A 26,677-nucleotide genomic window follows, 5' to 3' on the forward strand; every position below is an offset into this window, starting at 1 on the left:
ATCATGCGCGATGGGCAACCTGCATGTGGATAAGTGGACGCCTGCTCGCTACAATGGCCGCTTGTTTTTGCCTCACCGGCTTTCAACTTAGGGGATATCCGTGTCAGTGGAACTTTGGCAGCAGTGCGTGGAGCTTTTGCGCGAGGAGCTGCCTGCCCAACAATTCAACACTTGGATCCGTCCACTACAGGTCGAAGCCGAAGGCGACGAGTTGCGTGTCTATGCACCGAACCGTTTCGTTCTCGACTGGGTCAACGAAAAGTACCTGGGCCGGGTCATGGAACTGCTCGACGAGCATGGCAATGGCATGGCGCCTGCGCTGTCCTTATTAATAGGCAGCAAGCGCAGCTCGGCACCACGCGCCGCACCCAACGCGCCACTGGCAGCCGCCGCGTCACAGGCCCAGCAAGCGGCCACGGCACCGGTTAACAACCATGCTGCCCCGGCGCCCGCGCCTGCCCCGAGCAAACGCAACGCACAAAAGGTCGCCGAGGTCAGCGAAGAGCCCTCCCGGGACAGCTTCGACCCGATGGCCGGTGCCAGTTCCCAGCAGGCGCCGGTGCGTGCCGAACAACGTACCGTCCAGGTTGAAGGTGCGCTCAAGCACACCAGCTACCTGAACCGGACCTTTACCTTCGAGAATTTCGTCGAGGGTAAATCCAACCAGCTGGCCCGCGCGGCCGCCTGGCAGGTCGCGGACAACCCCAAGCATGGCTACAACCCGCTCTTCCTTTATGGTGGCGTGGGCCTGGGTAAGACCCACTTGATGCACGCCGTGGGCAACCACCTATTAAAGAAGAACCCGAATGCCAAGGTCGTGTACCTGCATTCCGAGCGTTTCGTGGCCGACATGGTCAAGGCGCTGCAACTGAACGCGATCAATGAGTTCAAGCGTTTCTACCGTTCGGTGGACGCCTTGCTGATCGACGATATTCAGTTCTTCGCCCGCAAGGAACGTTCCCAGGAAGAGTTTTTCCACACCTTCAACGCGTTGCTTGAAGGCGGACAGCAGGTCATTCTCACCAGTGACCGCTACCCGAAAGAGATCGAAGGTCTCGAAGAACGCCTCAAGTCTCGTTTCGGCTGGGGCCTGACGGTGGCCGTCGAGCCACCGGAGCTGGAAACCCGGGTTGCGATCCTGATGAAGAAAGCCGACCAGGCCAAGGTCGAGCTGCCTCACGATGCGGCATTCTTCATCGCTCAGCGTATTCGCTCGAACGTGCGTGAACTCGAAGGTGCCCTCAAGCGGGTGATCGCTCACTCGCACTTCATGGGCCGCGACATCACCATCGAGCTGATTCGCGAATCCTTGAAGGACCTGTTGGCGCTTCAGGACAAATTGGTTTCTGTGGATAACATTCAGCGAACTGTTGCTGAATACTACAAGATCAAGATTTCCGACTTGCTGTCCAAGCGTCGTTCGCGTTCGGTGGCGCGTCCGCGCCAGGTGGCCATGGCCCTGTCCAAGGAACTGACCAACCACAGCCTGCCGGAGATCGGCGATGTGTTTGGCGGACGCGACCACACCACCGTGCTGCACGCTTGCCGCAAGATCAACGAACTTAAGGAATCCGACGCGGACATCCGCGAGGACTACAAGAACCTGCTGCGTACACTGACCACTTGATGACCACCAGCGCAGCTTATTAAGGCAAGGGACTAGACCATGCATTTCACCATTCAACGCGAAGCCCTGTTGAAACCCCTGCAACTGGTCGCAGGCGTCGTCGAACGCCGCCAGACCTTGCCGGTACTTTCCAACGTGCTGCTGGTTGTCGAAGGCCAGCAATTGTCGCTGACCGGTACCGACCTGGAAGTCGAGCTGGTCGGTCGTGTGCAACTTGAAGAACCGGCCGATCCGGGTTCCATCACCGTGCCGGCGCGCAAGCTGATGGACATCTGCAAGAGCCTGCCCAACGATGCGCTGATCGACATCAAGGTCGATGAGCAGAAGCTCGTGGTCAAGGCCGGCCGCAGCCGTTTCACCTTGTCCACACTGCCCGCCAACGATTTCCCGACTGTGGAAGAAGGCCCGGGTTCGCTGACCTGCAGCCTGGACCAGAGCAAACTGCGTCGCCTGATCGAACGCACCAGCTTCGCCATGGCCCAGCAGGACGTGCGTTATTACCTCAACGGCATGCTCCTGGAAGTGTCCGCCGGGGTCATCCGCGCCGTCGCCACCGACGGGCATCGCCTGGCCATGTGCTCGATGCAGGCCGATATCGGTCAGCCGGATCGCCACCAGGTGATCGTGCCGCGTAAAGGCATCCTGGAGCTGGCCCGCCTGCTGACCGAGCCGGACGGCAACGTCAGTATCGTGCTGGGCCAGCACCACATTCGCGCCACCACTGGCGAGTTCACCTTCACTTCGAAACTGGTGGACGGCAAATTCCCCGACTACGAGCGTGTGCTGCCAAAAGGTGGCGACAAGCTGGTACTGGGCGATCGCCAGGCACTGCGCGAAGCCTTCAGCCGCACTGCGATCCTCTCCAACGAGAAGTACCGTGGCATCCGCCTGCAACTGGCCAATGGTCAGCTGAAAATCCAGGCGAACAACCCGGAGCAGGAAGAGGCGGAGGAAGAAGTGGGTGTGGAATACACCGGCGGCTCTCTGGAAATCGGCTTCAACGTCAGTTACCTGCTCGACGTGTTGGGCGTGATGACCACCGAGCAAGTACGTCTGATCCTGTCTGACTCCAACAGCAGCGCACTGGTGCAGGAGTCCGATAACGACGATTCGGCTTACGTTGTCATGCCGATGCGTCTGTAATCCTGGCCACTAGATGTCCTTAAGTCGCGTCTCGGTCACCGCGGTGCGCAATCTGCACCCGGTGACCTTCTCCCCTTCCCCCCGCATCAATATCCTTTACGGCGCCAACGGCAGCGGCAAAACCAGCGTCCTGGAAGCCGTGCACCTGCTCGGGCTTGCCCGTTCGTTTCGCAGCACCCGCCTGTTACCGGTCATCCAGTACGATCAACTGGCGTGCACGGTGTTTGGGCAGGTGGAGCTGGCCGAAGGCGGCCACAGCGCCCTGGGGATATCACGGGACCGGCAAGGTGAGTTCCAGATTCGCATCGATGGGCAGAACGCGCGCAGCGCTGCGCAGTTGGCCGAGATCCTGCCGTTGCAGTTGATCAACCCGGACAGCTTCCGCCTGCTGGAGGGCGCGCCGAAGATTCGTCGGCAATTTCTCGATTGGGGCGTGTTTCACGTAGAGCCGCGTTTCATGACCACTTGGCAGCGTCTGCAGAAGGCGCTGCGCCAGCGAAACTCTTGGCTGCGACATGGTACACTTGACGCCGTTTCGCAAGCGGTTTGGGACAGGGAACTGTGCCAGGCCAGCGCTGAAATCGATGAATACCGCCGCGCTTACATCAAAGCCTTGAAACCGGTCTTCGAGCAGACCTTGAGCGAACTGGTTGAGCTTGAGGGCCTGATGCTCAGCTATTACCGAGGCTGGGACAAGGACCGGGAACTGAGCACCGTACTGGCGGGCTCGCTGCAGCGAGACCAGCAGATGGGCCATACCCAGGCTGGACCACAACGCGCTGACTTGCGCCTCAGATTGGGCGCGCATAATGCCGCGGACATCTTGTCCCGGGGGCAGCAGAAGTTGGTGGTGTGTGCCTTGCGCATAGCCCAGGGGCATCTGGTCAGCCAGGCCCGTCGCGGTCAGTGTATTTATCTGGTGGATGACTTGCCGTCCGAGCTGGACGAAGCCCACCGTCGCGCGCTTTGCCGCTTGTTGGAAGACTTACGCTGCCAGGTGTTCATCACCTGTGTAGACCACGAATTATTGAGGGAAGGCTGGCAGACGGAAACGCCAGTCGCTCTGTTCCACGTGGAACAGGGCCGTATCACCCAGACCCACGACCATCGGGAGTGAAGGCATTGAGCGAAGAAAATACGTACGACTCAACGAGCATTAAAGTGCTGAAAGGCCTGGATGCCGTACGCAAACGTCCCGGTATGTACATTGGTGACACCGACGATGGCAGCGGTCTGCACCACATGGTGTTCGAGGTGGTCGACAACTCCATCGACGAAGCCCTCGCCGGCCACTGCGACGACATTAGCATCATCATCCACCCGGATGAGTCCATCACCGTTCGCGACAACGGCCGTGGCATCCCGGTAGACGTGCACAAAGAGGAAGGCGTTTCCGCCGCCGAGGTCATCATGACCGTCCTCCACGCCGGCGGTAAGTTCGACGATAACTCCTACAAGGTCTCCGGCGGTCTGCACGGTGTAGGTGTATCGGTGGTGAACGCGCTGTCCGAAGAACTGGTCCTGACCGTCCGCCGCAGCGGCAAGATCTGGGAACAGACTTACATTCACGGCGTGCCCCAGGCACCGATGGCTATCGTTGGCGACAGCGAAACCACCGGCACCCAGATTCACTTCAAGGCTTCCAGCGAAACCTTCAAGAACATCCACTTCAGCTGGGATATCCTGGCCAAGCGGATTCGTGAACTGTCCTTCCTCAACTCCGGTGTCGGCATCGTCCTAAAGGACGAGCGCAGCGGCAAGGAAGAGCTGTTCAAGTACGAAGGTGGCCTGCGCGCGTTCGTTGAGTACCTGAACACCAACAAGACGGCGGTCAACCAGGTGTTCCACTTCAACGTCCAGCGTGAAGACGGCATCGGCGTGGAAATCGCCCTGCAGTGGAACGACAGCTTCAACGAAAACCTGTTGTGCTTCACCAACAACATTCCGCAGCGCGACGGTGGTACTCACCTGGTGGGCTTCCGTTCGGCGCTGACCCGTAACCTGAACAACTACATCGAACAGGAAGGCCTGGCGAAGAAGCATAAGGTTGCCACTACCGGTGACGATGCCCGCGAAGGCCTGACCGCGATCATTTCGGTGAAAGTGCCGGATCCGAAGTTCAGCTCCCAGACCAAGGACAAGCTGGTCTCTTCCGAAGTGAAGACCGCGGTCGAACAGGAAATGGGCAAGTACTTCTCCGACTTCCTGTTGGAAAACCCGAACGAAGCCAAGCTGGTGGTCGGCAAGATGATCGACGCCGCCCGTGCCCGTGAAGCGGCGCGCAAGGCCCGTGAGATGACCCGCCGCAAAGGTGCGCTGGACATCGCCGGCCTGCCGGGCAAACTGGCCGACTGCCAGGAAAAGGACCCTGCCCTGTCCGAACTGTATCTGGTGGAAGGTGACTCTGCTGGCGGTTCCGCCAAGCAGGGTCGTAACCGTCGCACCCAGGCCATCCTGCCGCTCAAGGGCAAGATCCTCAACGTCGAGAAGGCGCGCTTCGACAAGATGATCTCCTCGCAGGAGGTCGGTACGCTGATCACCGCGCTGGGCTGTGGCATCGGCCGCGAAGAGTACAACATCGACAAGCTGCGCTATCACAACATCATCATCATGACCGATGCTGACGTCGACGGTTCGCACATCCGTACCCTGCTGCTGACGTTCTTCTTCCGTCAGTTGCCGGAGCTGATCGAGCGCGGCTACATCTACATCGCCCAACCGCCGCTGTACAAGGTCAAGAAAGGCAAGCAAGAGCAATACATCAAAGACGACGACGCCATGGAAGAGTACATGACGCAGTCGGCCCTGGAAGACGCGAGCCTGCACCTGAACGAAGATGCCCCAGGCATTTCCGGTGAAGCCCTTGAGCGCCTGGTCAACGACTTCCGCCTGGTGATGAAGACCCTCAAGCGCCTGTCGCGCCTGTACCCGCAGGAGCTGACCGAGCACTTCATCTACCTGCCAGCGGTTAGCATGGAACAGTTGTCCGATCACGCGGCGATGCAGGATTGGCTGGCTCAGTACGAAGTTCGCCTGCGCACCGTCGAAAAATCCGGCCTGGTCTACAAAGCCAGCCTGCGCGAAGACCGTGAGCGTAACGTCTGGCTGCCGGAGGTCGAACTGATCTCCCACGGCCTGTCGAACTACGTCACCTTCAACCGCGACTTCTTTGGCAGCAACGACTACAAGACCGTCGTATCCCTTGGCGCGCAACTGAGCACGCTGCTGGACGAAGGCGCCTACATCCAACGGGGCGAACGCAAGAAAGCCGTGACCGAGTTCAAGGAAGCCCTTGAATGGCTGATGGCCGAAAGCACCAAGCGCCACACCATCCAGCGATACAAAGGTCTGGGTGAAATGAACCCGGATCAGCTGTGGGAAACTACCATGGACCCAGGCTCGCGCCGGATGCTGAAAGTCACCATCGAAGACGCCATTGGCGCGGACCAGATCTTCAACACCCTGATGGGTGATGCGGTCGAGCCTCGTCGTGACTTCATCGAGAGCAATGCGTTGGCGGTGTCCAACCTGGATTTCTGATCCTTAAGCGCGCCTCACATCCAAAAAAGCCAACGCTCATGCGTTGGCTTTTTTTTACGCTCAAAAATCGATGCCCACTTTCAGACCCTGTGGTCGAAAATGGGGTAGCTCGGTAACACTTTGGAACAAAGCCTTCCTGCTCAATAGGTTAGGAACTGGACGAGAGCCGCGGATACCGGGGGCTTGCGGTTTTTTGGCGCAAAACTTGCGTGTTAAATAACTTACACATCGTTTTTTTAAATTTACAGAAAACGATGGGACGAGGCGGTACGAATAAATCCAAATACCAAGGGTAGTCTCAATGAGCGGTACGCAAACTTCCAATCATCTGGAGCAAGGGCTCAAGCCCCGTCATGTGACGATGCTATCCATCGCCGGCGTGATCGGCGCTGGCCTTTTCGTTGGCTCCGGCCACGCTATCGCAGCGGCGGGTCCGGCTGTGCTGCTGGCCTACGCCGCCGCGGGTGCCTTGGTGGTGCTGGTGATGCGGATGCTGGGCGAAATGGCAGTGGCGTCGCCGGACACCGGCTCCTTCTCGACTTATGCTGACCGTGCGATTGGGCATTGGGCCGGTTTCACCATCGGCTGGCTTTACTGGTGGTTCTGGGTCCTGGTCATTCCGCTGGAGGCTAACGCCGCCGCAACTATCCTGCACGCCTGGTTCCCGAACGTGGCAATCTGGGCCTTCACCCTGGTCATCACCCTGCTGCTGACGGTCACTAACCTGTTCAGCGTGAAGAATTACGGGGAGTTCGAATTCTGGTTCGCCTTGGTCAAGGTCGTGGCGATCATTGGTTTCATTGGCCTCGGCATCATGGCTATCTTCGGTTTGCTGCCTACCAGCCAGGTCAGTGGTGTTTCGCACCTGTTCGACACGCAAGGTTTCTTGCCGAACGGCATGGGCGCAGTGCTGGGCGCGATTCTGACCACTATGTTTTCGTTCATGGGCACTGAGATCGTGACCATCGCGGCGGCCGAATCGAAGAACCCTGGCCAGCAGATTTCCAAGGCAACCAACTCGGTGATCTGGCGGATTGGCTTGTTCTATCTCGTCTCCATTTTCATCGTCGTAGCCCTGGTGCCGTGGAACGATCCGCTGCTGGCCAGCGTGGGTTCCTACCAGACGGTGCTGGAACGCATGGGCATCCCCAACGCCAAGCTGATCGTCGATATCGTGGTTCTGGTAGCGGTTACGAGTTGCCTGAATTCGGCGCTGTATACGGCTTCGCGGATGATGTTCTCGCTGGGCAAACGCGGTGATGCGCCAGCGGTTTCCCAGCGCACCAACAAGAGCGGCACGCCTTACTGGGCCGTGATGTTGTCGACCGGGGCGGCCTTCCTCGCGGTGTTCGCCAACTATGTGGCCCCGGCAGCGGTCTTCGAGTTCCTGTTGGCCAGCTCTGGCGCCATTGCGCTGCTGGTGTACCTGGTCATTGCGATTTCGCAGCTGCGTATGCGCAAACAGCGCATGGCTCGCGGTGAAAAAATCGCCTTCAGCATGTGGCTGTTCCCCGGCCTGACCTATGCGGTGATTGTCTTCATCGTAGGGGCCCTGACCATCATGCTGTTCCAGGAAGCCCATCGTGTGGAGATCCTGGCGACGGGGCTGTTGAGTGTGTTGGTGGTGCTGTCCGGCGTGCTGATACAGCGTCGCCGGATCACAAAGACAGGCAGCTTGGTACAGACCATAGGGTGATCTCCATCTGTGGCGAGGGAGCTTGCTCCTGCTGGGCTGCGTAGCGGCCCCTTTTGATGAGTGCTGCGCACTCAAGCGGGAGCAAGCTCCCTCGCCACGGATGCAACCCTAACTCGCGACAGACGCCTCGCTTCCCGCCGCCACACTCTCCAACCGATACCCATACCCGTAGATCGTCAGCAGTTGCCAACCGCGATCCGCCGTCAGCCCGAGTTTGTTGCGCAGGCGATAAATGTGGGTGTCGAGCGGTCGGGACGAGGTCATTTCCTCGTGGGTCCAGAAACGTTCGTAGAAATACTCCCGGGACAGCGGCCGGCCCAGGTTGGCGAACAGGCATCGGGCCAGGCGATATTCCCGTTCGGTCAGGCTGATGGGAATGCCGGCGCGGGTGATGGTCAGTTCGGCGTCGTCGAACGCCAGGTCGTTGAACACCAGCACGTCGCTGGCGGGCGCGCGTTGCAGGTTGTGGCGGCGCAGCACGGCGGTGACCCGGGCCTTGAGTTCGTTGGGCCTGAAGGGTTTGCTCACATAGTCGTCGGCACCGCCGTTGAGGGCCTGGACGATGTCATGCTCGCCATCGCGGCTGGTCAGCATGATGGCGGCCGGTGGCGAATCCATGTGCTCGCGGGTCCAGCGCAACAATGAAAGGCCGCTGATGTCCGGCAGTTGCCAGTCGAGGATCAACAGGTCGAAAGTTTCTCGGCGCAGTTGTCGCAACAGGTCCTCGCCTCGTTCAAAGCTGTGCAGGGTCCAGGCTTGCTCGCCCCTGCCGGGGATTTGTTGCAATGTCTGTTCTACCCGGCGCAGCTCGGCCGGTTCATCGTCCAGTATGGCGACACGCATGCAATGCGATTCCTTGATCTCGAGAGTAACGGACATCTTCAGGTGGCAATGAAAGGCAGCCAGCGGCTGATTTGTTGTCATTGACCTGTCGCTGGCTGCGACAATACCGGCTCGCGGCACAGAGGGAAAGGCAGCAGCGCGCCACCCATCGAGTCCGCTATAGTCGTGGGCTTTTCCGGCTGTGGGCTTGATGCAGGCCTGCGAAGAAATCCCCCAACCCTTGAATTCGGCCAGGATGCCTATGAGTAACCAGCGTCGCCGTGAAAGTCGTGAGCCAACCCAGGTCCAGCGGCTGTTTCGACAGTTGGTGCGAGAGTGGTTGTGGATAAGTCTGCTGCTGTTGCCGCTGACAGCCTTGTTGTCGTTGAGTAGCCAATCAACAGGCAACCGTTCAGGTGCTGCGCTGGTGTCGGTGTGTCTGGTGGCCTGTGTATTGGGTTTGCTGCTGTTGCGCCCGCGCCTGGCCCTGTGGACGACGGTGGGTGGCATGAGCCTGGCCTTGTTGATCAGCGCCGTGCTGGGCGCGCGAGGTTGGTGGTGGTCGCCCATGGCCAGTGTGCTGGGGATTATGTTCGGCTACCTGATCTGGAATTGGCGACGCCTGAGCGTAGTGCTGGCTTATTTTGGCTGGGAGCTGGCCCGCCTGGACGCGGAGCCCAAGGTCTTTCCGGAACGTCGTCGTGCTTCCTACACCGGTAGCGACCGTTTGCAGGGCCAGATCATGGCCCTGGAGCAAGCCATGAGCCGAACCCGCGACACTCGGCGCTTCATTGCCGATGGCCTGGAATACCTGCCCGTGGCGACCATGATCAGCGATCCCCAAGGCAAGCTGTTGCTCGGTAATCGCAAGGCGCGCGAGCTGTTCGGCCATGGACTGGCGGGCGGCGATGTGCTGGAGCATCTCGGGCAATTGGGCTATCCAGGGTTGGAGCATGGGGCGCATCACCGGTTATCCACATTGCCCTTGGTGGAGTTTCGCGACATTCGCGAGCGCAGCTTGCGCCTGGAACGGGCGGCGCTGTTGCCGGTTGATGGCGATGCGCCGATTGGCTGGTTATTGAGCCTCACTGACCTGAGCGCCGAACGTGAAGCGGAAGAACAGCGCAGCGTCATGCTGCGTTTCCTCTCCCATGATTTGCGCGCCCCGCACTCGGCGATCCTTGCGCTGCTCGATGTGCAGCGGCACCAGACTGGTGGGGATAATCCGCTGTTCGACCAGATCGAGCGCCAGGTGCGTCGCGCCCTGGACCTGACCGAAGGCTTCGTGCAATTGGCCAAGGCCGAATCCGAGGCGTATCAATTCCAGCCGACGTTGTTCGCCATGTTGGTCCTGGACGTGTTCGACCAGGCACTGCCCATCGCCCAGGCAAAGCGTATCCAGTTGGTCCATGAAATAGAGGATGAAGAGGCGATGGTGAGGGCGGATCAATCGTTGCTGACCCGTGCTCTGTTCAATCTGCTGGAAAATGCCATCAAGTACAGCTCGCCAGACTCCTGCATTTCGCTGCAGGTTCATTGCACGTCGGGCTGGTTGATCTGCAATGTCGCTGACCAAGGCAAGGGCATCGGCGCCGAAGAGTTACCCGAGCTGTTCAGTCAGTACCGACGGTTTTCATCGGCCCAAGGGGTCGATGGAATTGGCTTGGGGCTGTCGATGGTCAAGGCCGTGGTTGACCATCACGAGGGGAAAATCGAGTGCCATAGCGTGGTAGGTAAAGGCACTACATTTAGCCTGAAATTCCCGTTGCTGGAAGAGTAAAAATTACAGCGTTCGGCGGCTCCTACCAATACGTGTAGAGGCCACCGAAGACTGTGAATTTTTGGTGCTATAAAAACTTATGCACCTAGGAATGGCTTTTATGTGTTTAAGAAATATGTATTAAAAACATATACCTACAGCGTAAAAGCAACGGATTTCGAAAAAACGGTGCACAGGTTATCCACAGATGTCAGACAGCGATCTGATCGGTGCTGGCCGGAGTGGCCGGCGCCGGTGGCAGCGAACCCATTTCCCGTTGTGTCTGTTCATTCCAGGCCTGGACACGATCGTTAAGCTCGGCAATGGCGCGGGGCCCGCTGCCTTCGGCATACATTGGCGCGCCGATCACCACGGTGATGACCCCTGGCGTGCGGATCCAGCCCGCCTTGGGCCAGAATTTGCCGGCATTGTGTGCAATTGGCAGCACAGGTAGGTCGGCGTTCACGGCCAATGCGGTACCGCCCCGGGAAAACTTGCCGACCGTTCCGTAAGGAACACGAGTGCCCTCGGGAAAGATCAACACCCAGACATTGTCCTTGAGCAACTCGTCACCCTTCTTCGCCACATGCTTGAGCGCAGCCTTGGGGTTGTCGCGATCGATGGCGATCGGACGCAGCATCGCCATGGCCCAGCCGAAGAACGGCACGAACAGCAGCTCACGCTTGAGCACTTGGCTCAACGGCTCGAAATAGGCCGAGAGAAAGAATGTCTCCCAGGTGCTCTGGTGGTTGGACTGGATCACGCAGGGCCGGTCCGGCACGTTCTCGGCGCCCTTCACTTCATAGCTGATGCCCAGGAACACCTTGCTCAGCCACAGTGCGCAACGGCACCAGTACACATTGATGAAGCGGTAGCGCGCCTTGAATGACATGAACGGCGCGATAAAAAAACTCAGGGTGCACCACAGCAAGGAGCTGGTGCCCAGCAGCAGGTAAAAGAGAAAGGTTCTGATGGCCTGCAATATCGACATAGCGGCGTTTACCGTTGCGGGCAATGCCCGCCTGTTCAAGCGCTTCCCGAACAATCCTTGATCAGGATGTCTTGGGAGCTCTAATTGTGGATAAGTTCAGCGGCAATGGCCGCCAGGTCGTCAAAAATCAAGGTGCCCACCGGAAGAGTCTTGCCCAGGGTCTTTTCGCCTTTCCCGGTCTTAACCAAAACTGGCTGACAGTCGACGGCCTTGGCTGCCTCCAGGTCACCGAGGCTGTCGCCGACGAACCACACACCCGCCAGCGGCACAGCATAATGCCCGGCGATGGCCTTCAACATGCCCGGCTTGGGTTTGCGGCAATCGCAACCGTCATCCGGCCCATGTGGGCAATAAACGATCAGCCCGACTTCCCCGCCCTGTTCGGCCACCAATTCGCGCAAGCGCTCATGCATGGCCTCGAGCACGGCAAGGTCATAATAACCGCGGGCAATGCCCGACTGGTTGGTGGCGACTGCCACCGTCCAGCCGGCCTTGCTCAACTGCGCGATGGCTTCGATCGAACCGGCCAGTGGCAACCACTCCTCCACCGATTTGATATATGCGTCGGAGTCGTGATTGATCACGCCATCCCGATCGAGAATCAGCAGTTTCAACAGCAACTCCTCAACCCAGCACGGAAATATCGGCAATATTGAGGAACAGGCTGCGCAGACGTGCCAGCAACGCATAGCGATTCTTGCGCACGTCTTCGTTGTCCGCATTCACCATCACGGCTTCAAAGAACGCATCGACAGGCTCGCGCAGTGCCGCCAAGCGGGCCAGTGCTTCGGCATACTCGCGTTTCTCCATGAGCGGTTGTACCGACGCATACGCCTGTTGAATTGCCGAGTGGAGCGAAAACTCCGCGGCATTATCAAAGTAGCGTGCTTCAACGGCCTTGACCGAAGGTTCGGCCTTGCTCAGCAGGTTCGACACTCGTTTGTTCACCGCCGCCAGTGCTGCGGCTTCCGGCAATTTGCGGAACGCCTGCACCGCCTGTACGCGCTGGTCGAAGTCCAGGGCCGAACCCGGTTTCAGGGCACGCACCGACAGGTAGGTCGCGACCTCGACGCCTTCATCTTCATAACGCGCACGCAGGCGGTCAAAGATGAATTCCAGCACCGCCTCGGCCAGGCCGACAGCCTTGACCTTGCTACCGAACGCGTTGACGGCGAAGGCCACGGCGTCGTTCAGGTCCAGGTCCAGTTGCTTGTCGATCAGGATCCGCAGCACGCCCAGGGCCGCGCGACGCAGAGCGTACGGGTCCTTGCTGCCGGTGGGCAGCATGCCGATGCCGAAGATGCCGACCAGGGTGTCGAGCTTGTCGGCGATGGCCACGGCCGCACCGGTCAGGGTGGTCGGCAATTCAGCGCCGGCACCGCGCGGCATGTACTGCTCGTTCAGCGCCAGGGCCACGTCTTGTGGCTCGCCATCGTTGAGGGCGTAGTAGTAACCGGCGACGCCTTGCATCTCCGGGAACTCACCGACCATCTCGGTGGACAGGTCGCATTTGGACAGGATGCCGGCACGGGCCGCGCGCTGGGCGTCGCCGCCGATGCGTGGGGCGATGTACGCCGCCAGTTTCGATACGCGCTCGGCCTTGTCGTAGACGCTGCCGAGTTTTTCCTGGAACACCACGTTGCGCAGGCGCTCGTTGAAGCTTTCCAGGGGCTGTTTCTTGTCCTGCTTGAAGAAGAACTCGGCATCGGTCAGGCGCGGGCGAACGACTTTTTCGTTACCGGCGATGATCTGCTGCGGGTCCTTGCTTTCGATGTTGGCGACCGTGATGAAGCGCGGCAGCAACTTGCCTTCGGCGTCCAGCAGGCAGAAGTACTTCTGGTTGTCCTGCATGGTGGTGATCAGCGCTTCCTGGGGCACTTCGAGGAAACGTTCCTCGAACGAGCACACCAGCGGCACTGGCCATTCCACCAACGCGGTCACTTCATCCAGCAGGTTGGCAGGCACGATGGCGGTGCCTTCCTGCAGGGTCGCCAGCTCCTCGGTGCGCTTGCTGATCAGCTCGCGACGCTCGTTGGCGTCGGCCAGCACGTAGGCGGCACGCAGGTCGGCCAGGTAGTTGGCCGGCGAGGTGATGCGCACGCTCTGCGGATGATGGAAGCGGTGGCCGCGGGAATCGCGACCGGCCTTCTGGGCCAGGATCGTGCAGTCGATGACCTGGTCACCGAGCAGCATCACCAGCCATTGGGTCGGACGCACGAACTCTTCCTTGCGCGCAGCCCAGCGCATGCGCTTGGGAATCGGCAAGTCATTGAGGGAGTCTTCGACGATGGTCGGCAACAGGCTGGCGGTCGGCTTGCCCTTGATGTTCTGGCTGTAGCGCAGCTTGGGGCCGCTCTGATCGATTTCGCTCAGGTCCACGCCGCACTTCTTGGCGAAGCCCAGGGCGGCCTGGGTCGGGTTGCCATCGGCATCGAACGCGGCCTGGCGTGGCGGGCCGTCGAGGTTGATGCTGCGGTCCGGCTGCTGGGTCGCCAGGGCGGTGATCAGCACGGCCAGGCGACGTGGTGCGGCGTAGACGTGCTTGGCTTCGTAGTTCAGGCCAGCGGCTTGCAGGCCTTTGTCGATACCGGCCAGGAACGCATCGGCCAGGGTGTTCAGGGCTTTGGGTGGCAGTTCTTCGGTGCCCAGTTCAACCAGAAAATCTTGAGCACTCATTGTGCAGCCTCCAGCTTAGCCAACACTTCATCACGCAGGTCCGGGGTTGCCATCGGGAAGCCCAGCTTGGCACGGGCCAGCAGATAGGCTTGCGCAACGGAACGCGCCAGGGTGCGCACACGCAGGATGTATTGCTGGCGCGCGGTCACGGAAATCGCCCGGCGTGCGTCCAGCAGGTTGAAGGTATGGGACGCCTTCAACACCATTTCGTAGCTCGGCAACGGCAGCGGCTGGTCCAGCTCGATCAGGCGCTTGGCTTCGCTTTCATAGAAATCGAACAGCTCGAACAGCTTGTCGACGTTGGCGTGTTCGAAGTTGTAGGTCGACTGCTCCACTTCGTTCTGGTGGAACACATCGCCATAGGTCACTTTGCCGAACGGGCCGTCGGCCCACACCAGGTCGTAGACCGAATCCACGCCTTGCAGGTACATGGCCAGGCGTTCCAGGCCATAGGTGATTTCGCCGGTCACCGGGTAGCACTCGATGCCACCGGCCTGCTGGAAGTAAGTGAACTGAGTCACTTCCATGCCGTTGAGCCAGACTTCCCAGCCCAGGCCCCAGGCGCCCAGGGTTGGCGATTCCCAGTTGTCTTCGACGAAACGAATGTCGTGCACCAGTGGGTCGAGACCGACGTGCTTGAGCGAGCCCAGGTAAAGCTCCTGGAAGTTTTCCGGGTTCGGCTTCAGAACCACCTGGAACTGGTAGTAGTGCTGCAGACGGTTCGGGTTTTCGCCGTAGCGGCCGTCAGTCGGGCGGCGGCTGGGCTGCACATAAGCGGCGTTCCAGGTTTCCGGGCCGATGGCACGCAGAAACGTGGCAGTGTGGAAAGTGCCGGCGCCTACTTCCATATCGTAGGGCTGAAGTACCACGCAACCTTGCTCGGCCCAGTATTGCTGGAGGGCGAGGATCAAGTCTTGGAAGGTACGCACGGCTGGCGTAGGCTGGCTCACGAAATTCACCTGTTTCTTGGGCTGCGATTTAAAGAGCGGGAGTATACCCGATTCGTTCGTGCGCACGCCCCCTGGAGCCTTATGCCACGCTGCTTTTGGTGTTCCGAAGATCCGTTGTACATGGCTTATCACGATCAGGAGTGGGGCACGCCGCTGCGCGATGCGCAGGGTTTGTTCGAGTTGCTTTTGCTCGAAGGGTTCCAGGCCGGGCTGTCCTGGATCACCGTTTTGCGCAAACGCGAGCGCTACCGGGAAGTGCTGTACGGCTTCGATGTGCAGCGGGTGGCGCAGATGAGCGATGCGGAAATCGACGACCTGATGCTCGACCCCGGCATCATCCGCAACCGCCTCAAGCTCAAGGCCGCCCGGCGCAATGCCCAGGCCTGGCTGGCCCTGGAAGACCCGGTGGCGTTCCTCTGGTCGTTCGTCGGTGACAAACCCATCATCAACCATTTCAAGGACCGTACCGAAGTGCCGGCCATCACGCCCGAGGCGCTGGCGATGAGCAAAGGCCTGAAAAAAGCCGGCTTCACCTTCGTCGGCCCGACCATTTGCTACGCCTTGATGCAGGCCTCGGGGATGGTCATGGACCACACCCAGGACTGCGACCGCTACGCCGAGCTGGCAAACGGTGGTTAGAATAGCCGGCTCGCAACACGGCCCATACATTCAGGAGTGACCTGTGGATAAGTTGAAAGGCGCCTTGCTGGTCGGCGCTCTGCGGTTGTTTGCGCTGCTGCCTTGGCGCGCGGTGCAAGCGGTGGGTTCGGCCATTGGCTGGCTCATGTGGAAGCTGCCCAACCGCTCCCGCGACGTGGTGCGGATCAACCTCGCCAAATGTTTTCCCGAGATGGACCCGGCCGAGCGCGAACGCCTGGTGGGCCAAAGCCTCAAGGACATCGGCAAATCCCTGACCGAAAGCGCCTGTGCCTGGATCTGGCCGGCCCAGCGCTCCATCGAACTGGTGCGTGAAGTCGAAGGCCTGGAAGTATTGAAAGAAGCGCTGGCCTCCGGCAAAGGCGTGGTGGGCATCACCAGCCACCTGGGCAACTGGGAGGTGCTCAACCACTTCTATTGCAGCCAGTGCAAACCGATCATTTTCTATCGCCCGCCCAAGCTCAAGGCGGTGGATGAATTGCTGCAAAAACAACGCGTGCAACTGGGCAACAAAGTCGCCGCATCGACCAAGGAAGGCATCCTCAGCGTCATCAAGGAAGTGCGCAAAGGCGGCCAGGTGGGCATCCCCGCCGACCCGGAACCGGCCGAATCCGCCGGCATCTTCGTGCCCTTTTTCGCCACCCAGGCCCTGACCAGCAAGTTCGTACCGAACATGCTCGCCGGCGGCAAGGCAGTCGGCGTCTTCCTCCATGCCCTGCGCCTGCCGGACGGCTCTGGCTACAAAGTCATCCTCGAAGCCGCCCCGGACGCGATGTACAGCACCGACACCGAAACCGCCTGCGCCGCCATGAGCCAAGTGGTGGAACGCTACGTGCGGGCCTACCCGAGCCAGTACATGTGGAGCATGAAACGCTTCAAGAAACGCCCGCCGGGTGAGGCGCGGTGGTACTGAACGCCGGGAATCAATTCTGCAAGGGCTCCTAATTGTGGCGAGGGGATTTATCCCCGTTGGGTTGCGCAGCAACCCCCCTATTCCTCGCAGCGCCACAATCCACAGGCGAGCGCTTCGCACTCGAACGGGGATAAATCCCCTCGCCACAATAATTACCTGATCCAACTTCTGTGGCGAGGGAGCTTGCTCCCGCTGGGCTGCGCAGAACAGCCCCCTCCTAAAGCTTGGTCCCCCGCTGTCGATAACCCAATGTATCCGCCAATCATGGACCGATGAAATGGAACTCTCCCTGAACGCTGCCAATATCCCGCCCGCCAACACCAACCTCACCCGCTCCGACCAGAAGTTGGTGAGCAATCCTCCAGCGGACGCCGTAAAGCAGCTGGCAGAGGCCGGCCCAGCGGCTATCTACCACCCCAGTGAAGAAGCCCAGATCATGGTGGAGTCGCCAGTGGTCATCGAAACCTGGATCGGTCGCTCCCAATCGCCAGATTTCCCTCGATTTGCCGCGATCACCGAGAGCGCGAAAAACAGCCTGAAAAGCTCTTTCGAGACGTTCCAGACAACGCTATCGGCCACCCATCCGGATTTGGCCGGCAAGAAATACGGCTTCACCGTCGAGGCCGATGGCAAGCTCAAGGTGCTCAACACCGCCGGCCAGCTCAGCAGCTCGGACACCCAGCGGTTGAGCGATCTACTCAATGAATCCACTGATCTGAAAGCCGCCGCCGTGGCGTTCCGCGATGCTTCTATCGACATGGTGGACGCCGACTCGCCCTGGTCCGGCAGCTACCTGGGCCGCTACAACCTGACCAAGGAAAACTTCGCCAACACCATCGACCTGGCGCCGATGCTCAAGCGCCCCGGCTCGGTACCACCCCAGGAGTTTTCGGACGGGTTGTTCTTCAACCAGCTGGCATACAAAGGCGAACTCGCTACGCGAGAGACGGAAGCGGCGATGTTTGAACGGCGTGCTGCGCAGCGATTCAGCGCGCAGGCCTGAAAAGCTGGGTCGCGAATCCGTGGTGAGATCAGTCATTAATTCTGGCAAAGGATGAATTGTGGCGAGGGAGCTTGCTCCCGCTGGGCCGCGAAGCAGCCCCTCCCCTTTGACCAACCCCCCCTGTGGGAGATTCTATGTTGCAGGGGAACCCTGCAACCGTGAATTTGGTTGGTATTCGCTCTGATTTTTCATCAGGGCGAATGCTACCCGACACAACTTGCGGGCGAGGATAACCAAGGCCTGAGTTCTGGCCAGGCCTCGTGCCAAGAAGGCCTCATAGTAAGGTTTCCAGGCAGGAGACCGACAGGCCGCCATCGCGGCGTTGTGCGCCAGGCGTCGTAGCTCCCCGTCCCCTTTTTTGCTCAAGTGACGAGGACTGTGCTTCTTCCCTGAATCTTTTGGACGCAAATCCATCCCCAAGAAAGCAATGAATGCATCGCCACTGACAAAGTGACCGCGCATGAATGCGGTCGCCAAGCCAATGGCCGTCAGTTCACCAATCCCTTCGATGGCTTTGCAGCGGTTGATGTTTTCAGTGATCCCTGCCGCTTGGCTGGCCTCACGCATTAGTTTCTGAATGGCCTGATCGGACTCTTTGAAGACCTCCAACTGCCGGGCCAAGATGTCCTTCAGACACGGTTCGTTCGAAAAACTCAGCACGATACTGACGCGGGCCTTGATGAGTGCCGCACGTTTTCTAAGCAGGTTTTTTAACACTTTGTAGGCTTCTGGAGGTGGGCTCCAGATACGCAGCCTTGCTTGCTCGTTCGTTAGATACCGAGCCAGCAAACGCGCATCACAAGGATCAGTTTTAGCCCGCAGCCCAATACTTTCACGGTAATGGGCCACCCGATAAGGATCCACAACGTAAACATGAAACCCCATTCCATGGGCCAGCTCAGCTGTGTCCAGGTGATAAAAGCTGGTAGCTTCCAGCGCAATCGAGCTTTGGGCTGGTAGCGTTTTGAGCCACCGGCCAAGAGCTTCGCGGTGGTTGGCGATGGCTTGAGTGATTTTCAGGTCTTCGCGGTAAACGACGATTTCGGCCTTCGCTACATCGATACCAATAACCGTTGGTGAGTTAAGGATTGTCATGACGAATCCTCGGAGCTAGGGTTTAGGTGCTTGTCGGGGTCTACCTTTGCGCTGGCTTGCCTCTATCGTCGGTTTTACCGATGAATTCCTTATCGGCGCTTTAGGTAGAAAGGGCGGAACGAGAAGTCTCCCACGGTCCGTACTGGCTAGAGTCGGAATCGAGCTTTTAGTCCCGCCCACCCCTTCAAGTCTAAACATACAAGCGAGCTTGCTCGCGAAGAGGCCGGTACATTCACATCAATGTCGGCTGATGCCCTAAGCTTGCTTGTCTCCGAACCAGCCAAGGAAGCATCAATGGGCATTCACGGAAAAGACCGTCAGATCGATAACATCGAGCTCAACGTCAACGACATCGCCCGAAGCAAAGCCTTCTACGGAAGCGTATTCGGCTGGCGTTTCGTCGACTACGGCCCGACCTATACCGAGTTCAGCGACGGTCGCCTGGCCGGTGGCTTTACGACCGGTGAACCCGTGCGTCCGGGCGGCCCGTTGATCATCCTGTATGCGGATGACCTTGAGGGGACGCAACTCAGGCTCAAGGCCGCAGGGGCGATCATCAGCCGTGAAGTGTTCGCTTTCCCGGGTGGCCGACGTTTCCACTTTATCGATCCGGATGGCTATGAACTGGCGGTGTGGTCGGCTTCCTGACGGCTGATTGATCACAAAGAGGCGCAAAGCCTCAATCGTGTCCATGATTAAAGGCTTGCGATGTCGGCGACGTTGGGATGGCGAAGTCAGTCCAGAATCCGTTGGATGACCGTCCAGCCATATCGCACTTCCTCTGGTTCATTAATCAAGGAGTCACGCTCATGAACATCGACTTCACCGGACGGCACGTATTGGTCACAGGCTCCACCAGCGGTATCGGTTTCGCCACAGCCAAAGGCTTCCTCGAATCCGGCGCCAACGTGGTCATCAACGGTCGCAGCGAGAGCAGCGTGGAGGACGCGTTGCAGCGCTTGGGCGCCCTTGCTTCAAGGGCCGACGGCTTTGCTGGCGATCTCAGCAACGCGTCTGGCTGCCAAGCACTGATCGCCAAGTACCCACGCTTCGATATCGTCATCAACAACCTGGGTATTTTCAAACTGGAAGACTTTTTCGAGACGCCGGACAGCGAATGGCAGCGCTTCTTCGAAACCAACGTGATGTCGGGCGTACGTGTTTCCAGGGCCTACGCCCAGGGCATGGTCGAGCGCGGTTGGGGGCGGATTGTGTTTGTCTCGTCGGAATCCGGCGTGAACATTCCTGCCGACATGATCCACTACGGCTTCACCAAAACCGCCCAACTGTCCATCGCTCGCGGCCTGGCCAAGCGCCTCGCCGGCACGGGCGTGACGGTTAACTCGGTGCTGCCGGGGCCGACACTTTCCGAAGGCGTTGCCCAAATGCTCCAGGCAGACGTCGAGCGCACGGGGGAAAGTCTGGAAAAGGTCGCGGCGGATTTCGTCAATCAGCACCGTAGCACCTCGATCATCCAGCGTGCGGCGCGCGTCGAGGAAGTTGCCAACATGATCATCTATGCCAGCTCGGAACAGGCCTCCGCCACCACCGGAGCGGCGTTGCGTGTGGATGGTGGTGTGGTGGATAGCATCGTTTAGGATCTTATGACACGTTGCAAAAACGCCGCTTCCTCATGAGAGATAAGCGGCGTTTTTTCTATTTGAAGCAGCATGGGTTGATTCGACCGGCTTGGAGTGGTGAAGGAGGTGTTCAACCCACTCTGTTTTCCATCAGTCGATCCGAGCCGCCTTCGGCTACGCGGTTTTCGATGAGTCGGTCCGAGCCGCCTTCGGCTACGCGGTTTTCCATCAGTCGATCCGAGCCGCCTTCGGCTACGCGGTTTTCGATGAGTCGGTCCGAGCCGCCTTCGGCTACGCGGTTTTCCATCAGTCGATCCGAGCCGCCTTCGGCTACACGATTTTCGATCAGGCGATCAGAACCACCCTCAGCGAACGTAGGTTGAACAGAAGAAGTCGCGAACGCATTGCCGAGGGACAGTGCCAGAAGCGAGCCAACGAGAGTTTTGCTGAAAGTGTTCATGTCCTGATCCTTTTTATTCGTAGATGGAGTGAGTTAGACGGTGACGTGCAAACGGACGTCGACGTTGCCGCGGGTCGCGTTGGAGTACGGGCAAACCTGGTGAGCCGCGTCGACCAGCGCTTGAGCATCGGCTTGATCCAGACCCGGCAGGTTGATGTGCAGGTCGATGTCCAGACCGAAACCACCAGGGATCTGGCCGATGCCAACGTGTGCCGTGATTGAGGCGTCAGCGGGGATGCTGCGTTTGCTCTGGCTGGCGACGAACTTCAATGCGCCGATGAAGCAAGCCGAGTAGCCGGCGGCAAACAACTGCTCAGGGTTGGTGGCTTCACCACCAGCGCCGCCCAAGGCTTTGGGAGTGGCCAGTTTCACGTCGAGAATCTTGTCGCTGGAAACAGCACGGCCATCACGGCCACCGGTGGAGGTTGCGACTGCGGTATAGAGAACGTTCATGGTGTTTCCTCTCTTGCTGATTGGTTTGATCGAATGTCGGGTTTGGTTTGCGCTAAATGTTTGTGCGCTAACCAGTTGCGATAAAATTAACGAACAAATAGTTTGCGCGCAAGATAAATTTTTGAAAATTTTCCGACTTTTAATTAACCAATTGATCTGAAAGGAAATTAATTTTCTCGTCGCAGTACCGCCAACCTGTTTGGGTCGCAAGTGAGCCAGGACGAAGGAGGTGTTTGGGGGATCAACAGGGCCCGCGCAATAGCTGGTCTTCGAAGAGAGGGGAATCCACAAGCAGAATCATGGGATTTTCAATCGTTCCCGCGCTCCTGCGTGGGAATGCCGCCGGGGACGCTCCGCGTTCCGCTTCTGGAACATGACGCGGAGCGTGGGGACGATCAACTCCCGACTAACGATGCAAAGCCAACCTGACTAAGCCACAGCCACTCGATTGCGCCCCAACGCCTTCGCTCGATACAGCGCTTTATCCGCATCGTTCATCAAGCTGTGGAGATCCTTATTACAGGCCTCCGTCGATGCAACGCCGAGGCTGGCTGATATGCAGTGCACAGGCTCGATCACCAAGGCTGCGAGCGTATCGATAAGCCGCTCTGCAATCTGGGTGGCGACTTCGATGGAGGTGTTGGGCAGCAGAATGGCGAATTCTTCCCCACCTAGCCGGCCATGGATGTCCGTTGTGCGAAACGACGAGCTGATGACCTCCCCCATTTGGCGCAAAACCTGATCCCCGACCTGATGGCCGTAGGTGTCGTTGATGTGCTTGAAGTGATCCATATCCAACATGACCGCGCACAACCCTTGCCGCTTGGCCTTACATTCGTTGTAAAGCCGCTGGGCATGCTCGAAAAATGCTCGCCGACTCTTCAAGCCAGTCAGCTCATCGGTTTGAGCGGCGCGGGTTGAAATGCTGTTCGCCTGTTCCATTTCACGGGTGAGTCGGAAGGCGGTTTCCAGTGCCTGGGACATTTTGTGCGTGGCGCGGGCAGCGAATGCCGCGAACACCAGGATCGAGAGGGCCATGCCGACTTGGATCGGGGATGGTTGAAACAGCAGCCAGGCGGTGCATGGCAACAGCACCAGGCCGATGGAGACCAGTGTCATATCACGGTAGGCCGAGTAGCACGACACCGCGCTGACAGACATCCCGACAGCAAAGAGCATGACCAGTGCCTGCGTCAAAAGATCGTCTGCCGGCATGACAGCCAATGCGCCTCCGCCCCAGATGCTGGCGGACGACACCAGCGTGATCCAGTACTTGCGCTCCCAACGTTGAGGCGTGCGCTGACTTTCGTCGCTGCGGAAATAGGCCACAAATAGCGCGATACGCAACAGCGTCGAAGCGGTCAGGATGGCCAGCCACCAAAGAATGACGCTGTGCTCAAACCGATCCCAGCACAGCCAGCTCAGCATGATGGCTGCGAGGTAGCTACCGAAAACCGCAGAAACGGATTGGCGAAACAGTTGCTGCAAGCGGTCAGTTCGCACTTGCTCGGCTATTACAAAATCCTGGCCATTGCGCAATCTTGGGCCATCCATTTGAACCACCTGGTTATGACGCAACAAAAAAACGATTGTGGCACCCTGCCATTAGCGCAAACAACTGAATTACGCTCTTGGCTCCAACCAGGTTCCAATATCTCGATTAAAACTGAACCCAGTGGCGAGGGAGTCCCCGCCGCGTCTTCGACGCTGCGCTGTCGCGCAGTGAACTAGGCCCTGTGGCGAGGGGATTTATCCCCGCTGGGCTGCGCAGCAGCCCTAAAGCAGTGAACTCAATCTTTCTGGCACACCGAGTTGCCGGGTTTGGGGCCGCTGCGCAGCCCAGCGGGGATAAATCCCCTCGCCACAAAGGGAGGTGCTCGCCTAACTGAGATCACATTGTCGAACTGTGTTTAGCAGAAAATTTTATTCTTAAAATCAGCAGGTTGTGATTTGTTCCATGAGAGCTTGCTCCCGCTGGGATGCAAAGCAGCCTTAACCATTGCGCAGACAAACCGCATCTTCTGTTTTACAAGGAAGAGGCAATCAAGCTGGAATCAATCCCGCCAAAAGAAAAACCCGACGCTTTACGTCGGGTTTTTCGTGGGGTACGACTTTCGCTTGTCCTATCGCTTCTTCTTAGCGATAGAGGTCAGCGGCCCTTGGCAGACTGCTATCGGCCAAAAACGGCCACTCAAACGCAGCTTATTCCGACCCGCAAGTGAATCACGGGTGCAAAAGGGATGGAGCGCTATGTTGAATGAGCGAGAGCAAGCCCGACGTGCTCATTGTTTACGGGTTACTCGACTTGCGACAGCTTGGCGTCATCGCAACCGGCAGCACGGCACTCGCGCTCGACAGCCTTGAGTATGACGATACGCGCCTCGGTCTTCTCATTGGCACAGTCCAGGTAGAGCAGGCCATCGTTGGAACAGGCGCTGTCACGATTTTTGATCCACTGGATTTGAGCGGCTTTTACTTTTTTCTTTTGCTCCGGGTTCAGAGCACCCATCGTCTTCTTGTATTGCTCGTTGATTTCCTGATCCGACTGAACCATTTTCAGCGACGCGCAATAGGTTCTGTCATAGGCATTTCTAGGGTTATCGCAACTCATCGCAGATGCCGATGCTGATGCCATTGCCAGCAATGCCCCAACCAACAAAGACTTGATCACTTACTTCTCTCCCTGAATGCCCTCTATTGATTAGAGGTCGCGGCGGGGAATTTATCATGAGGGTTGTCGAACAATGAAGCGGATCCTACCGCCTTCATGTTTTCCATGGCCCATGATCGGCCGCGACTGCCTTGCGCTACAACTTTGACTTTCTCGACCAAAGATCGAGGTCGCTGCCGCACGCCGCAACGATGTAGTTCCCACACCAAGAAAATCCGAACGCCCTCACATGGTCCCTGTAGATCACCGTGCAATCCGCTTGATGACCCTCAATCAGCGCATTTTTGAAGGGTTTGCTCAGAATAAGGCTGTTCTCGGGCCAATCCGGGGAAACCAGCTCCAGCCCTTCCCCGGCGATGTTGCCGGTTGGCAAGCCACCGCCGTTTATGCCACACAGCGATATGACTTCATCGGCGATCACGCCAATGCCCTGGCAATGCAGCCCGAGCTCACTCAAGCCCGCATATTCTTCATAGTCGCGCTCAATTTTTTCGCCTGTGTCGCAGTGCACAACACTCCGGCCCGAGCTTGAGACGACCAGCAAGTAGGGACCTTTTTGCGAAAACCCTACCGATAGCAGCCCGCCGACGGCTATCGAGGCAATATGACTCCAGCCCTCGGGATTCTCATCGACAGGGATCTGGTCGATGAGTCGTATCAAGCGCTTTCGATTGTTTTCGCGTAATGAATTCATGAGTGCATTCGGATAAAAAGGTTTTGCAGCATCCCCAAACATCCCCAAGCCGGTCAAACATTCGTGGCGAGGGAGCTTGCTCCCGCTGGCTGCAAAGCAGCCCCACCCACTTCAAACCTCAACCGTAAACCCGTCTAGCCCCAATTTACGGGCCAAAACCAAGCCCTGTTTATCCTCCTCACCACTCCCCGTCCGCCAGGCTACCTAACCTTGCGCCATTGCCTACAACTACGCCAGAATCCGCCCGCTTGTGCGCCTTGCCCCCGGGTTCTATCGTTTTCCTGCCACTGCCCATCAGTGGTCGGGTTTAGTAGCCCGAGGTATTTAGTAAGGTGCAAAGCTCTATCAGTCAGGTATTTCCATGCCTGTATTTGATGGCGGCTGTGCGCAGGGCGCCCTCGGGCGCGCCGGCTTTGCTGAGTCCCCGGTCTACTAACCTGCGTACAGCTGCCACCCCTTGTTTAGTAGCTGGAGGGTTGCGGCTTCACCTACAGGACTTAGCACATGATCAAACCTACGCCGAATCCGCCAGAGGCGGACCAAGCTTCCCTGCGAACCAAATCCAAAGCGAAGAAACACGACGAAGCCACCAATCGCGTCTTGGATTACTACCTCCTACCAAAATCGGAAAAGTCCGAAGATGCGTCCCAACCGGGCCAGCTCTTCACCGTCGCAAAAAACGCCGATAACGAATCCCTCCTCGCCAACCTCAGCGAAACCCTGGCGGCAGCCGACGCGATGGTCAGCAACCTGGCCTTTGACCTGGAAGGTCCCCGTCGTCACATCGCCCTTGGTGTCCAGCAACTGATTGAACTGAGTTCATTGTTGGCGAATCGGGTGTTGGATAACGTTGATCCGCGATAGCAGATAAACATCCTTCCCAAAAGCAACCCGACATCTAGTGTTGGGTTTGCTTTATTAATGCTTTAGAAACACGCAAGTCCGCAGAGATTTCTCTCAAGCAGGCCTCGGAAGGTAGGCACGAGAGTCAACCCTCATGCGTTGGGATAGGTATTGCGGCGGGACAATCACTAGGTCAATTAAATTTGATGGATGTCCGTGAGCTTGCAGATCTTTGCGGGACGCGCATATTTCCGAGCAAAAAAAACGGGCCTGCATTCCCACGCAGTCCCGTTTTTTTCACCATCTGATCAGCTCAAAACGCCGGCAAAACCGCCCCTTTGTATTTCTCCAGAATAAAAGCCTTCACTTCCGGCGTATGCAGCGCCGCCACCAGCTTCTTCATCGCTTCACTGTCCTTGTCATCCTCACGAGCCACCAGGATATTCACATAAGGCGAGTCGCTACCTTCAATCACCAGCGCGTCCTTGGAAGGATCAAGCTTGGCTTCCAACGCATAGTTGGTGTTGATCAACGCCAGATCCACCTGAGTCAGCACCCGCGGAATGGTCGCTGCTTCCAGCTCACGGAATTTCAGATCCTTCGGGTTCTCGGTGATGTCCTTGGTGGTGGACAGGATGTTGTTCGAATCCTTCAACTTGATCACCCCAGCCTTCGCCAGCAGCAACAGCGCACGGCCGCCGTTGGTGGCGTCGTTCGGGATGACCACGTTGGCGCCGCCCGGCAGTTCGGTAAGGGACTTGTACTTGCTGGAGTACGCGCCCAGGGGTTCCAGGTGCACACCGGCCACGCTTACCAGGTGCGTGCCCTTGGCCTTGTTGAACTCATCCAGGTACGGCTGGTGCTGGAAGAAGTTGGCGTCCAGGCGTTTTTCCGCGACTTGTACGTTCGGCTGGATGTAGTCGGTGAAGACTTTGACCTTGAGGTCCACGCCTTCTTTGGCCAGGGCCGGTTTGACGAATTCGAGGATTTCCGCGTGCGGCACCGGGGTGGCGGCGACGGTCAGGGTGTCGGCGGCGTGGGCGGAAAACGCTGCGGCGGCAGCGAAGGCAACCAATAGTTTCTTCATTCAGCTAACTCCTTTTG

24 protein-coding genes are annotated in these 26,677 nt (G+C 58.5%); 12 read left to right on the forward strand and 12 right to left on the reverse strand.

Annotated features, from left to right (window positions below):
* The first annotated feature begins 100 nt into the window (after positions 1-100).
* From dnaA to gabP, 5 genes are all read left to right on the forward strand, one after another.
* A complete protein-coding gene (gene dnaA, locus PBDP_RS00005; RefSeq protein WP_109752831.1) occupies positions 101-1,627 on the forward strand; it encodes a chromosomal replication initiator protein DnaA in 1,527 nt (508 codons plus the stop codon).
* Positions 1,628-1,666: 39 nt separating this feature from the next.
* A complete protein-coding gene (dnaN, locus tag PBDP_RS00010) occupies positions 1,667-2,770 on the forward strand; it encodes a DNA polymerase III subunit beta (RefSeq protein WP_109752832.1) in 1,104 nt (367 codons plus the stop codon).
* Positions 2,771-2,783: 13 nt separating this feature from the next.
* On the forward strand, positions 2,784-3,887 hold the full coding sequence (gene recF, locus PBDP_RS00015; RefSeq protein WP_212801654.1) for a DNA replication/repair protein RecF: 1,104 nt from the start codon (positions 2,784-2,786) through the stop codon (positions 3,885-3,887).
* A gap of 5 nt (positions 3,888-3,892) precedes the next feature.
* Positions 3,893-6,310, forward strand: a complete 2,418-nt coding sequence (gene gyrB / locus PBDP_RS00020) for a DNA topoisomerase (ATP-hydrolyzing) subunit B (protein WP_109752963.1) — start codon at positions 3,893-3,895, stop codon at positions 6,308-6,310.
* 301 nt (positions 6,311-6,611) lie between these two features.
* Complete coding sequence (gene gabP / locus PBDP_RS00025) at positions 6,612-8,006, forward strand: GABA permease (protein WP_163856029.1); 1,395 nt, start codon at positions 6,612-6,614, stop codon at positions 8,004-8,006.
* Between the two features lie 108 nt (positions 8,007-8,114).
* Here gabP and PBDP_RS00030 read toward each other — a convergent pair whose 3' ends face one another.
* Entirely contained in the window at positions 8,115-8,849 is a 735-nt protein-coding gene (locus PBDP_RS00030; protein WP_109752834.1) for a response regulator transcription factor, read from the reverse strand.
* A 241-nt stretch (positions 8,850-9,090) separates the two neighbouring features.
* Here PBDP_RS00030 and PBDP_RS00035 point away from each other — a divergent pair, with 241 nt between their 5' ends.
* A complete protein-coding gene (locus PBDP_RS00035) occupies positions 9,091-10,608 on the forward strand; it encodes a sensor histidine kinase (RefSeq protein ID WP_163856027.1) in 1,518 nt (505 codons plus the stop codon).
* Positions 10,609-10,798: 190 nt separating this feature from the next.
* Here the strand turns inward: PBDP_RS00035 and PBDP_RS00040 are convergent, their stop codons facing one another.
* The 4 genes from PBDP_RS00040 to glyQ form a co-directional block, all read right to left on the reverse strand.
* A complete protein-coding gene (locus PBDP_RS00040; protein WP_109752836.1) occupies positions 10,799-11,578 on the reverse strand; it encodes a lysophospholipid acyltransferase family protein in 780 nt (259 codons plus the stop codon).
* Positions 11,579-11,658: 80 nt separating this feature from the next.
* A complete protein-coding gene (gene gmhB, locus PBDP_RS00045; protein ID WP_212801655.1) occupies positions 11,659-12,198 on the reverse strand; it encodes a D-glycero-beta-D-manno-heptose 1,7-bisphosphate 7-phosphatase in 540 nt (179 codons plus the stop codon).
* A gap of 4 nt (positions 12,199-12,202) precedes the next feature.
* Complete coding sequence (gene glyS, locus PBDP_RS00050; RefSeq protein WP_109752838.1) at positions 12,203-14,254, reverse strand: glycine--tRNA ligase subunit beta; 2,052 nt, start codon at positions 14,252-14,254, stop codon at positions 12,203-12,205.
* Positions 14,251-15,204 carry a glycine--tRNA ligase subunit alpha gene (glyQ, locus tag PBDP_RS00055; protein ID WP_022641565.1) on the reverse strand — a complete coding sequence of 318 codons (954 nt, stop codon included), beginning with the start codon at positions 15,202-15,204 and terminating at the stop codon, positions 14,251-14,253. Before glyQ ends, glyS begins: the two co-directional genes overlap by 4 nt.
* An 81-nt stretch (positions 15,205-15,285) precedes the next feature.
* Here glyQ and PBDP_RS00060 point away from each other — a divergent pair, with 81 nt between their 5' ends.
* From PBDP_RS00060 to PBDP_RS00070, 3 genes are all read left to right on the forward strand, one after another.
* The gene (locus PBDP_RS00060; protein WP_109752839.1) at positions 15,286-15,843 is read left to right on the forward strand and encodes a DNA-3-methyladenine glycosylase I; all 558 of its coding nucleotides are present in this window, start codon (positions 15,286-15,288) and stop codon (positions 15,841-15,843) included.
* 43 nt (positions 15,844-15,886) lie between these two features.
* Positions 15,887-16,774: a lysophospholipid acyltransferase gene (locus PBDP_RS00065; protein WP_109752840.1), complete on the forward strand. Its 888-nt coding sequence runs from the start codon at positions 15,887-15,889 to the stop codon at positions 16,772-16,774.
* 277 nt (positions 16,775-17,051) lie between these two features.
* Positions 17,052-17,777: a hypothetical protein gene (locus PBDP_RS00070; RefSeq protein WP_212801656.1), complete on the forward strand. Its 726-nt coding sequence runs from the start codon at positions 17,052-17,054 to the stop codon at positions 17,775-17,777.
* A gap of 132 nt (positions 17,778-17,909) precedes the next feature.
* On the opposite strand, the gene PBDP_RS00075 is transcribed toward PBDP_RS00070, so the two are convergent.
* On the reverse strand, positions 17,910-18,872 hold the full coding sequence (locus tag PBDP_RS00075; protein WP_116832135.1) for an IS110 family RNA-guided transposase: 963 nt from the start codon (positions 18,870-18,872) through the stop codon (positions 17,910-17,912).
* A gap of 294 nt (positions 18,873-19,166) precedes the next feature.
* Between PBDP_RS00075 and PBDP_RS00080 the strand changes: the two genes are divergently transcribed.
* Both PBDP_RS00080 and PBDP_RS00085 read left to right on the forward strand, forming a co-directional pair.
* Positions 19,167-19,520 (forward strand): VOC family protein, encoded by a 354-nt coding sequence (locus PBDP_RS00080; protein WP_212801657.1) that lies wholly within the window; start codon positions 19,167-19,169, stop codon positions 19,518-19,520.
* A gap of 161 nt (positions 19,521-19,681) precedes the next feature.
* Positions 19,682-20,470 carry an SDR family NAD(P)-dependent oxidoreductase gene (locus tag PBDP_RS00085; RefSeq protein ID WP_212801658.1) on the forward strand — a complete coding sequence of 263 codons (789 nt, stop codon included), beginning with the start codon at positions 19,682-19,684 and terminating at the stop codon, positions 20,468-20,470.
* Positions 20,471-20,582: 112 nt separating this feature from the next.
* Here the strand turns inward: PBDP_RS00085 and PBDP_RS00090 are convergent, their stop codons facing one another.
* From PBDP_RS00090 to PBDP_RS00110, 5 genes are all read right to left on the reverse strand, one after another.
* A complete protein-coding gene (locus tag PBDP_RS00090) occupies positions 20,583-20,912 on the reverse strand; it encodes a hypothetical protein (protein WP_212801659.1) in 330 nt (109 codons plus the stop codon).
* Between the two features lie 33 nt (positions 20,913-20,945).
* Positions 20,946-21,365: an organic hydroperoxide resistance protein gene (locus PBDP_RS00095; RefSeq protein ID WP_003196182.1), complete on the reverse strand. Its 420-nt coding sequence runs from the start codon at positions 21,363-21,365 to the stop codon at positions 20,946-20,948.
* A gap of 429 nt (positions 21,366-21,794) precedes the next feature.
* Positions 21,795-22,919, reverse strand: coding sequence for a GGDEF domain-containing protein (locus PBDP_RS00100; RefSeq protein WP_109752844.1), 1,125 nt, complete (start codon positions 22,917-22,919; stop codon positions 21,795-21,797).
* Positions 22,920-23,661: 742 nt separating this feature from the next.
* Positions 23,662-24,036, reverse strand: coding sequence for a lysozyme inhibitor LprI family protein (locus tag PBDP_RS00105; RefSeq protein WP_109752845.1), 375 nt, complete (start codon positions 24,034-24,036; stop codon positions 23,662-23,664).
* A gap of 136 nt (positions 24,037-24,172) precedes the next feature.
* A complete protein-coding gene (locus PBDP_RS00110; RefSeq protein ID WP_176688875.1) occupies positions 24,173-24,730 on the reverse strand; it encodes a hypothetical protein in 558 nt (185 codons plus the stop codon).
* Positions 24,731-25,234: 504 nt separating this feature from the next.
* On the opposite strand from PBDP_RS00110, the gene PBDP_RS00115 reads away from it, so the two are divergent.
* Positions 25,235-25,594, forward strand: coding sequence for a DUF6124 family protein (locus PBDP_RS00115; protein ID WP_163856007.1), 360 nt, complete (start codon positions 25,235-25,237; stop codon positions 25,592-25,594).
* Between the two features lie 292 nt (positions 25,595-25,886).
* Here the strand turns inward: PBDP_RS00115 and PBDP_RS00120 are convergent, their stop codons facing one another.
* Positions 25,887-26,660 carry a MetQ/NlpA family ABC transporter substrate-binding protein gene (locus tag PBDP_RS00120; RefSeq protein ID WP_212801660.1) on the reverse strand — a complete coding sequence of 258 codons (774 nt, stop codon included), beginning with the start codon at positions 26,658-26,660 and terminating at the stop codon, positions 25,887-25,889.
* Between the last annotated feature and the right edge of the window lie 17 nt (positions 26,661-26,677).

The sequence above is a fragment of the Pseudomonas sp. St290 genome, from assembly GCF_018325805.1.
In the GTDB taxonomy this organism is placed as follows: domain Bacteria; phylum Pseudomonadota; class Gammaproteobacteria; order Pseudomonadales; family Pseudomonadaceae; genus Aquipseudomonas; species Aquipseudomonas bijieensis.

Excerpts from the sequence above, each read along its gene's own strand:
- dnaN (WP_109752832.1), top strand. The coding sequence starts at position 1,667 with ATGCATTTCACCATTCAACGCGAAGCCCTGTTGAAACCCCTGCAACTG.
- recF (WP_212801654.1), top strand. The coding sequence starts at position 2,784 with ATGTCCTTAAGTCGCGTCTCGGTCACCGCGGTGCGCAATCTGCACCCG.
- gabP (WP_163856029.1), top strand. The coding sequence starts at position 6,612 with ATGAGCGGTACGCAAACTTCCAATCATCTGGAGCAAGGGCTCAAGCCC.
- PBDP_RS00030 (WP_109752834.1), bottom strand. The coding sequence starts at position 8,849 with ATGCGTGTCGCCATACTGGACGATGAACCGGCCGAGCTGCGCCGGGTA.
- PBDP_RS00035 (WP_163856027.1), top strand. The coding sequence starts at position 9,091 with ATGAGTAACCAGCGTCGCCGTGAAAGTCGTGAGCCAACCCAGGTCCAG.
- PBDP_RS00040 (WP_109752836.1), bottom strand. The coding sequence starts at position 11,578 with ATGTCGATATTGCAGGCCATCAGAACCTTTCTCTTTTACCTGCTGCTG.
- glyS (WP_109752838.1), bottom strand. The coding sequence starts at position 14,254 with ATGAGTGCTCAAGATTTTCTGGTTGAACTGGGCACCGAAGAACTGCCA.
- PBDP_RS00060 (WP_109752839.1), top strand. The coding sequence starts at position 15,286 with ATGCCACGCTGCTTTTGGTGTTCCGAAGATCCGTTGTACATGGCTTAT.
- PBDP_RS00070 (WP_212801656.1), top strand. The coding sequence starts at position 17,052 with ATGGAACTCTCCCTGAACGCTGCCAATATCCCGCCCGCCAACACCAAC.
- PBDP_RS00075 (WP_116832135.1), bottom strand. The coding sequence starts at position 18,872 with ATGACAATCCTTAACTCACCAACGGTTATTGGTATCGATGTAGCGAAG.
- PBDP_RS00080 (WP_212801657.1), top strand. The coding sequence starts at position 19,167 with ATGGGCATTCACGGAAAAGACCGTCAGATCGATAACATCGAGCTCAAC.
- PBDP_RS00085 (WP_212801658.1), top strand. The coding sequence starts at position 19,682 with ATGAACATCGACTTCACCGGACGGCACGTATTGGTCACAGGCTCCACC.
- PBDP_RS00090 (WP_212801659.1), bottom strand. The coding sequence starts at position 20,912 with ATGAACACTTTCAGCAAAACTCTCGTTGGCTCGCTTCTGGCACTGTCC.
- PBDP_RS00095 (WP_003196182.1), bottom strand. The coding sequence starts at position 21,365 with ATGAACGTTCTCTATACCGCAGTCGCAACCTCCACCGGTGGCCGTGAT.
- PBDP_RS00100 (WP_109752844.1), bottom strand. The coding sequence starts at position 22,919 with ATGGATGGCCCAAGATTGCGCAATGGCCAGGATTTTGTAATAGCCGAG.
- PBDP_RS00110 (WP_176688875.1), bottom strand. The coding sequence starts at position 24,730 with ATGAATTCATTACGCGAAAACAATCGAAAGCGCTTGATACGACTCATC.
- PBDP_RS00115 (WP_163856007.1), top strand. The coding sequence starts at position 25,235 with ATGATCAAACCTACGCCGAATCCGCCAGAGGCGGACCAAGCTTCCCTG.
- PBDP_RS00120 (WP_212801660.1), bottom strand. The coding sequence starts at position 26,660 with ATGAAGAAACTATTGGTTGCCTTCGCTGCCGCCGCAGCGTTTTCCGCC.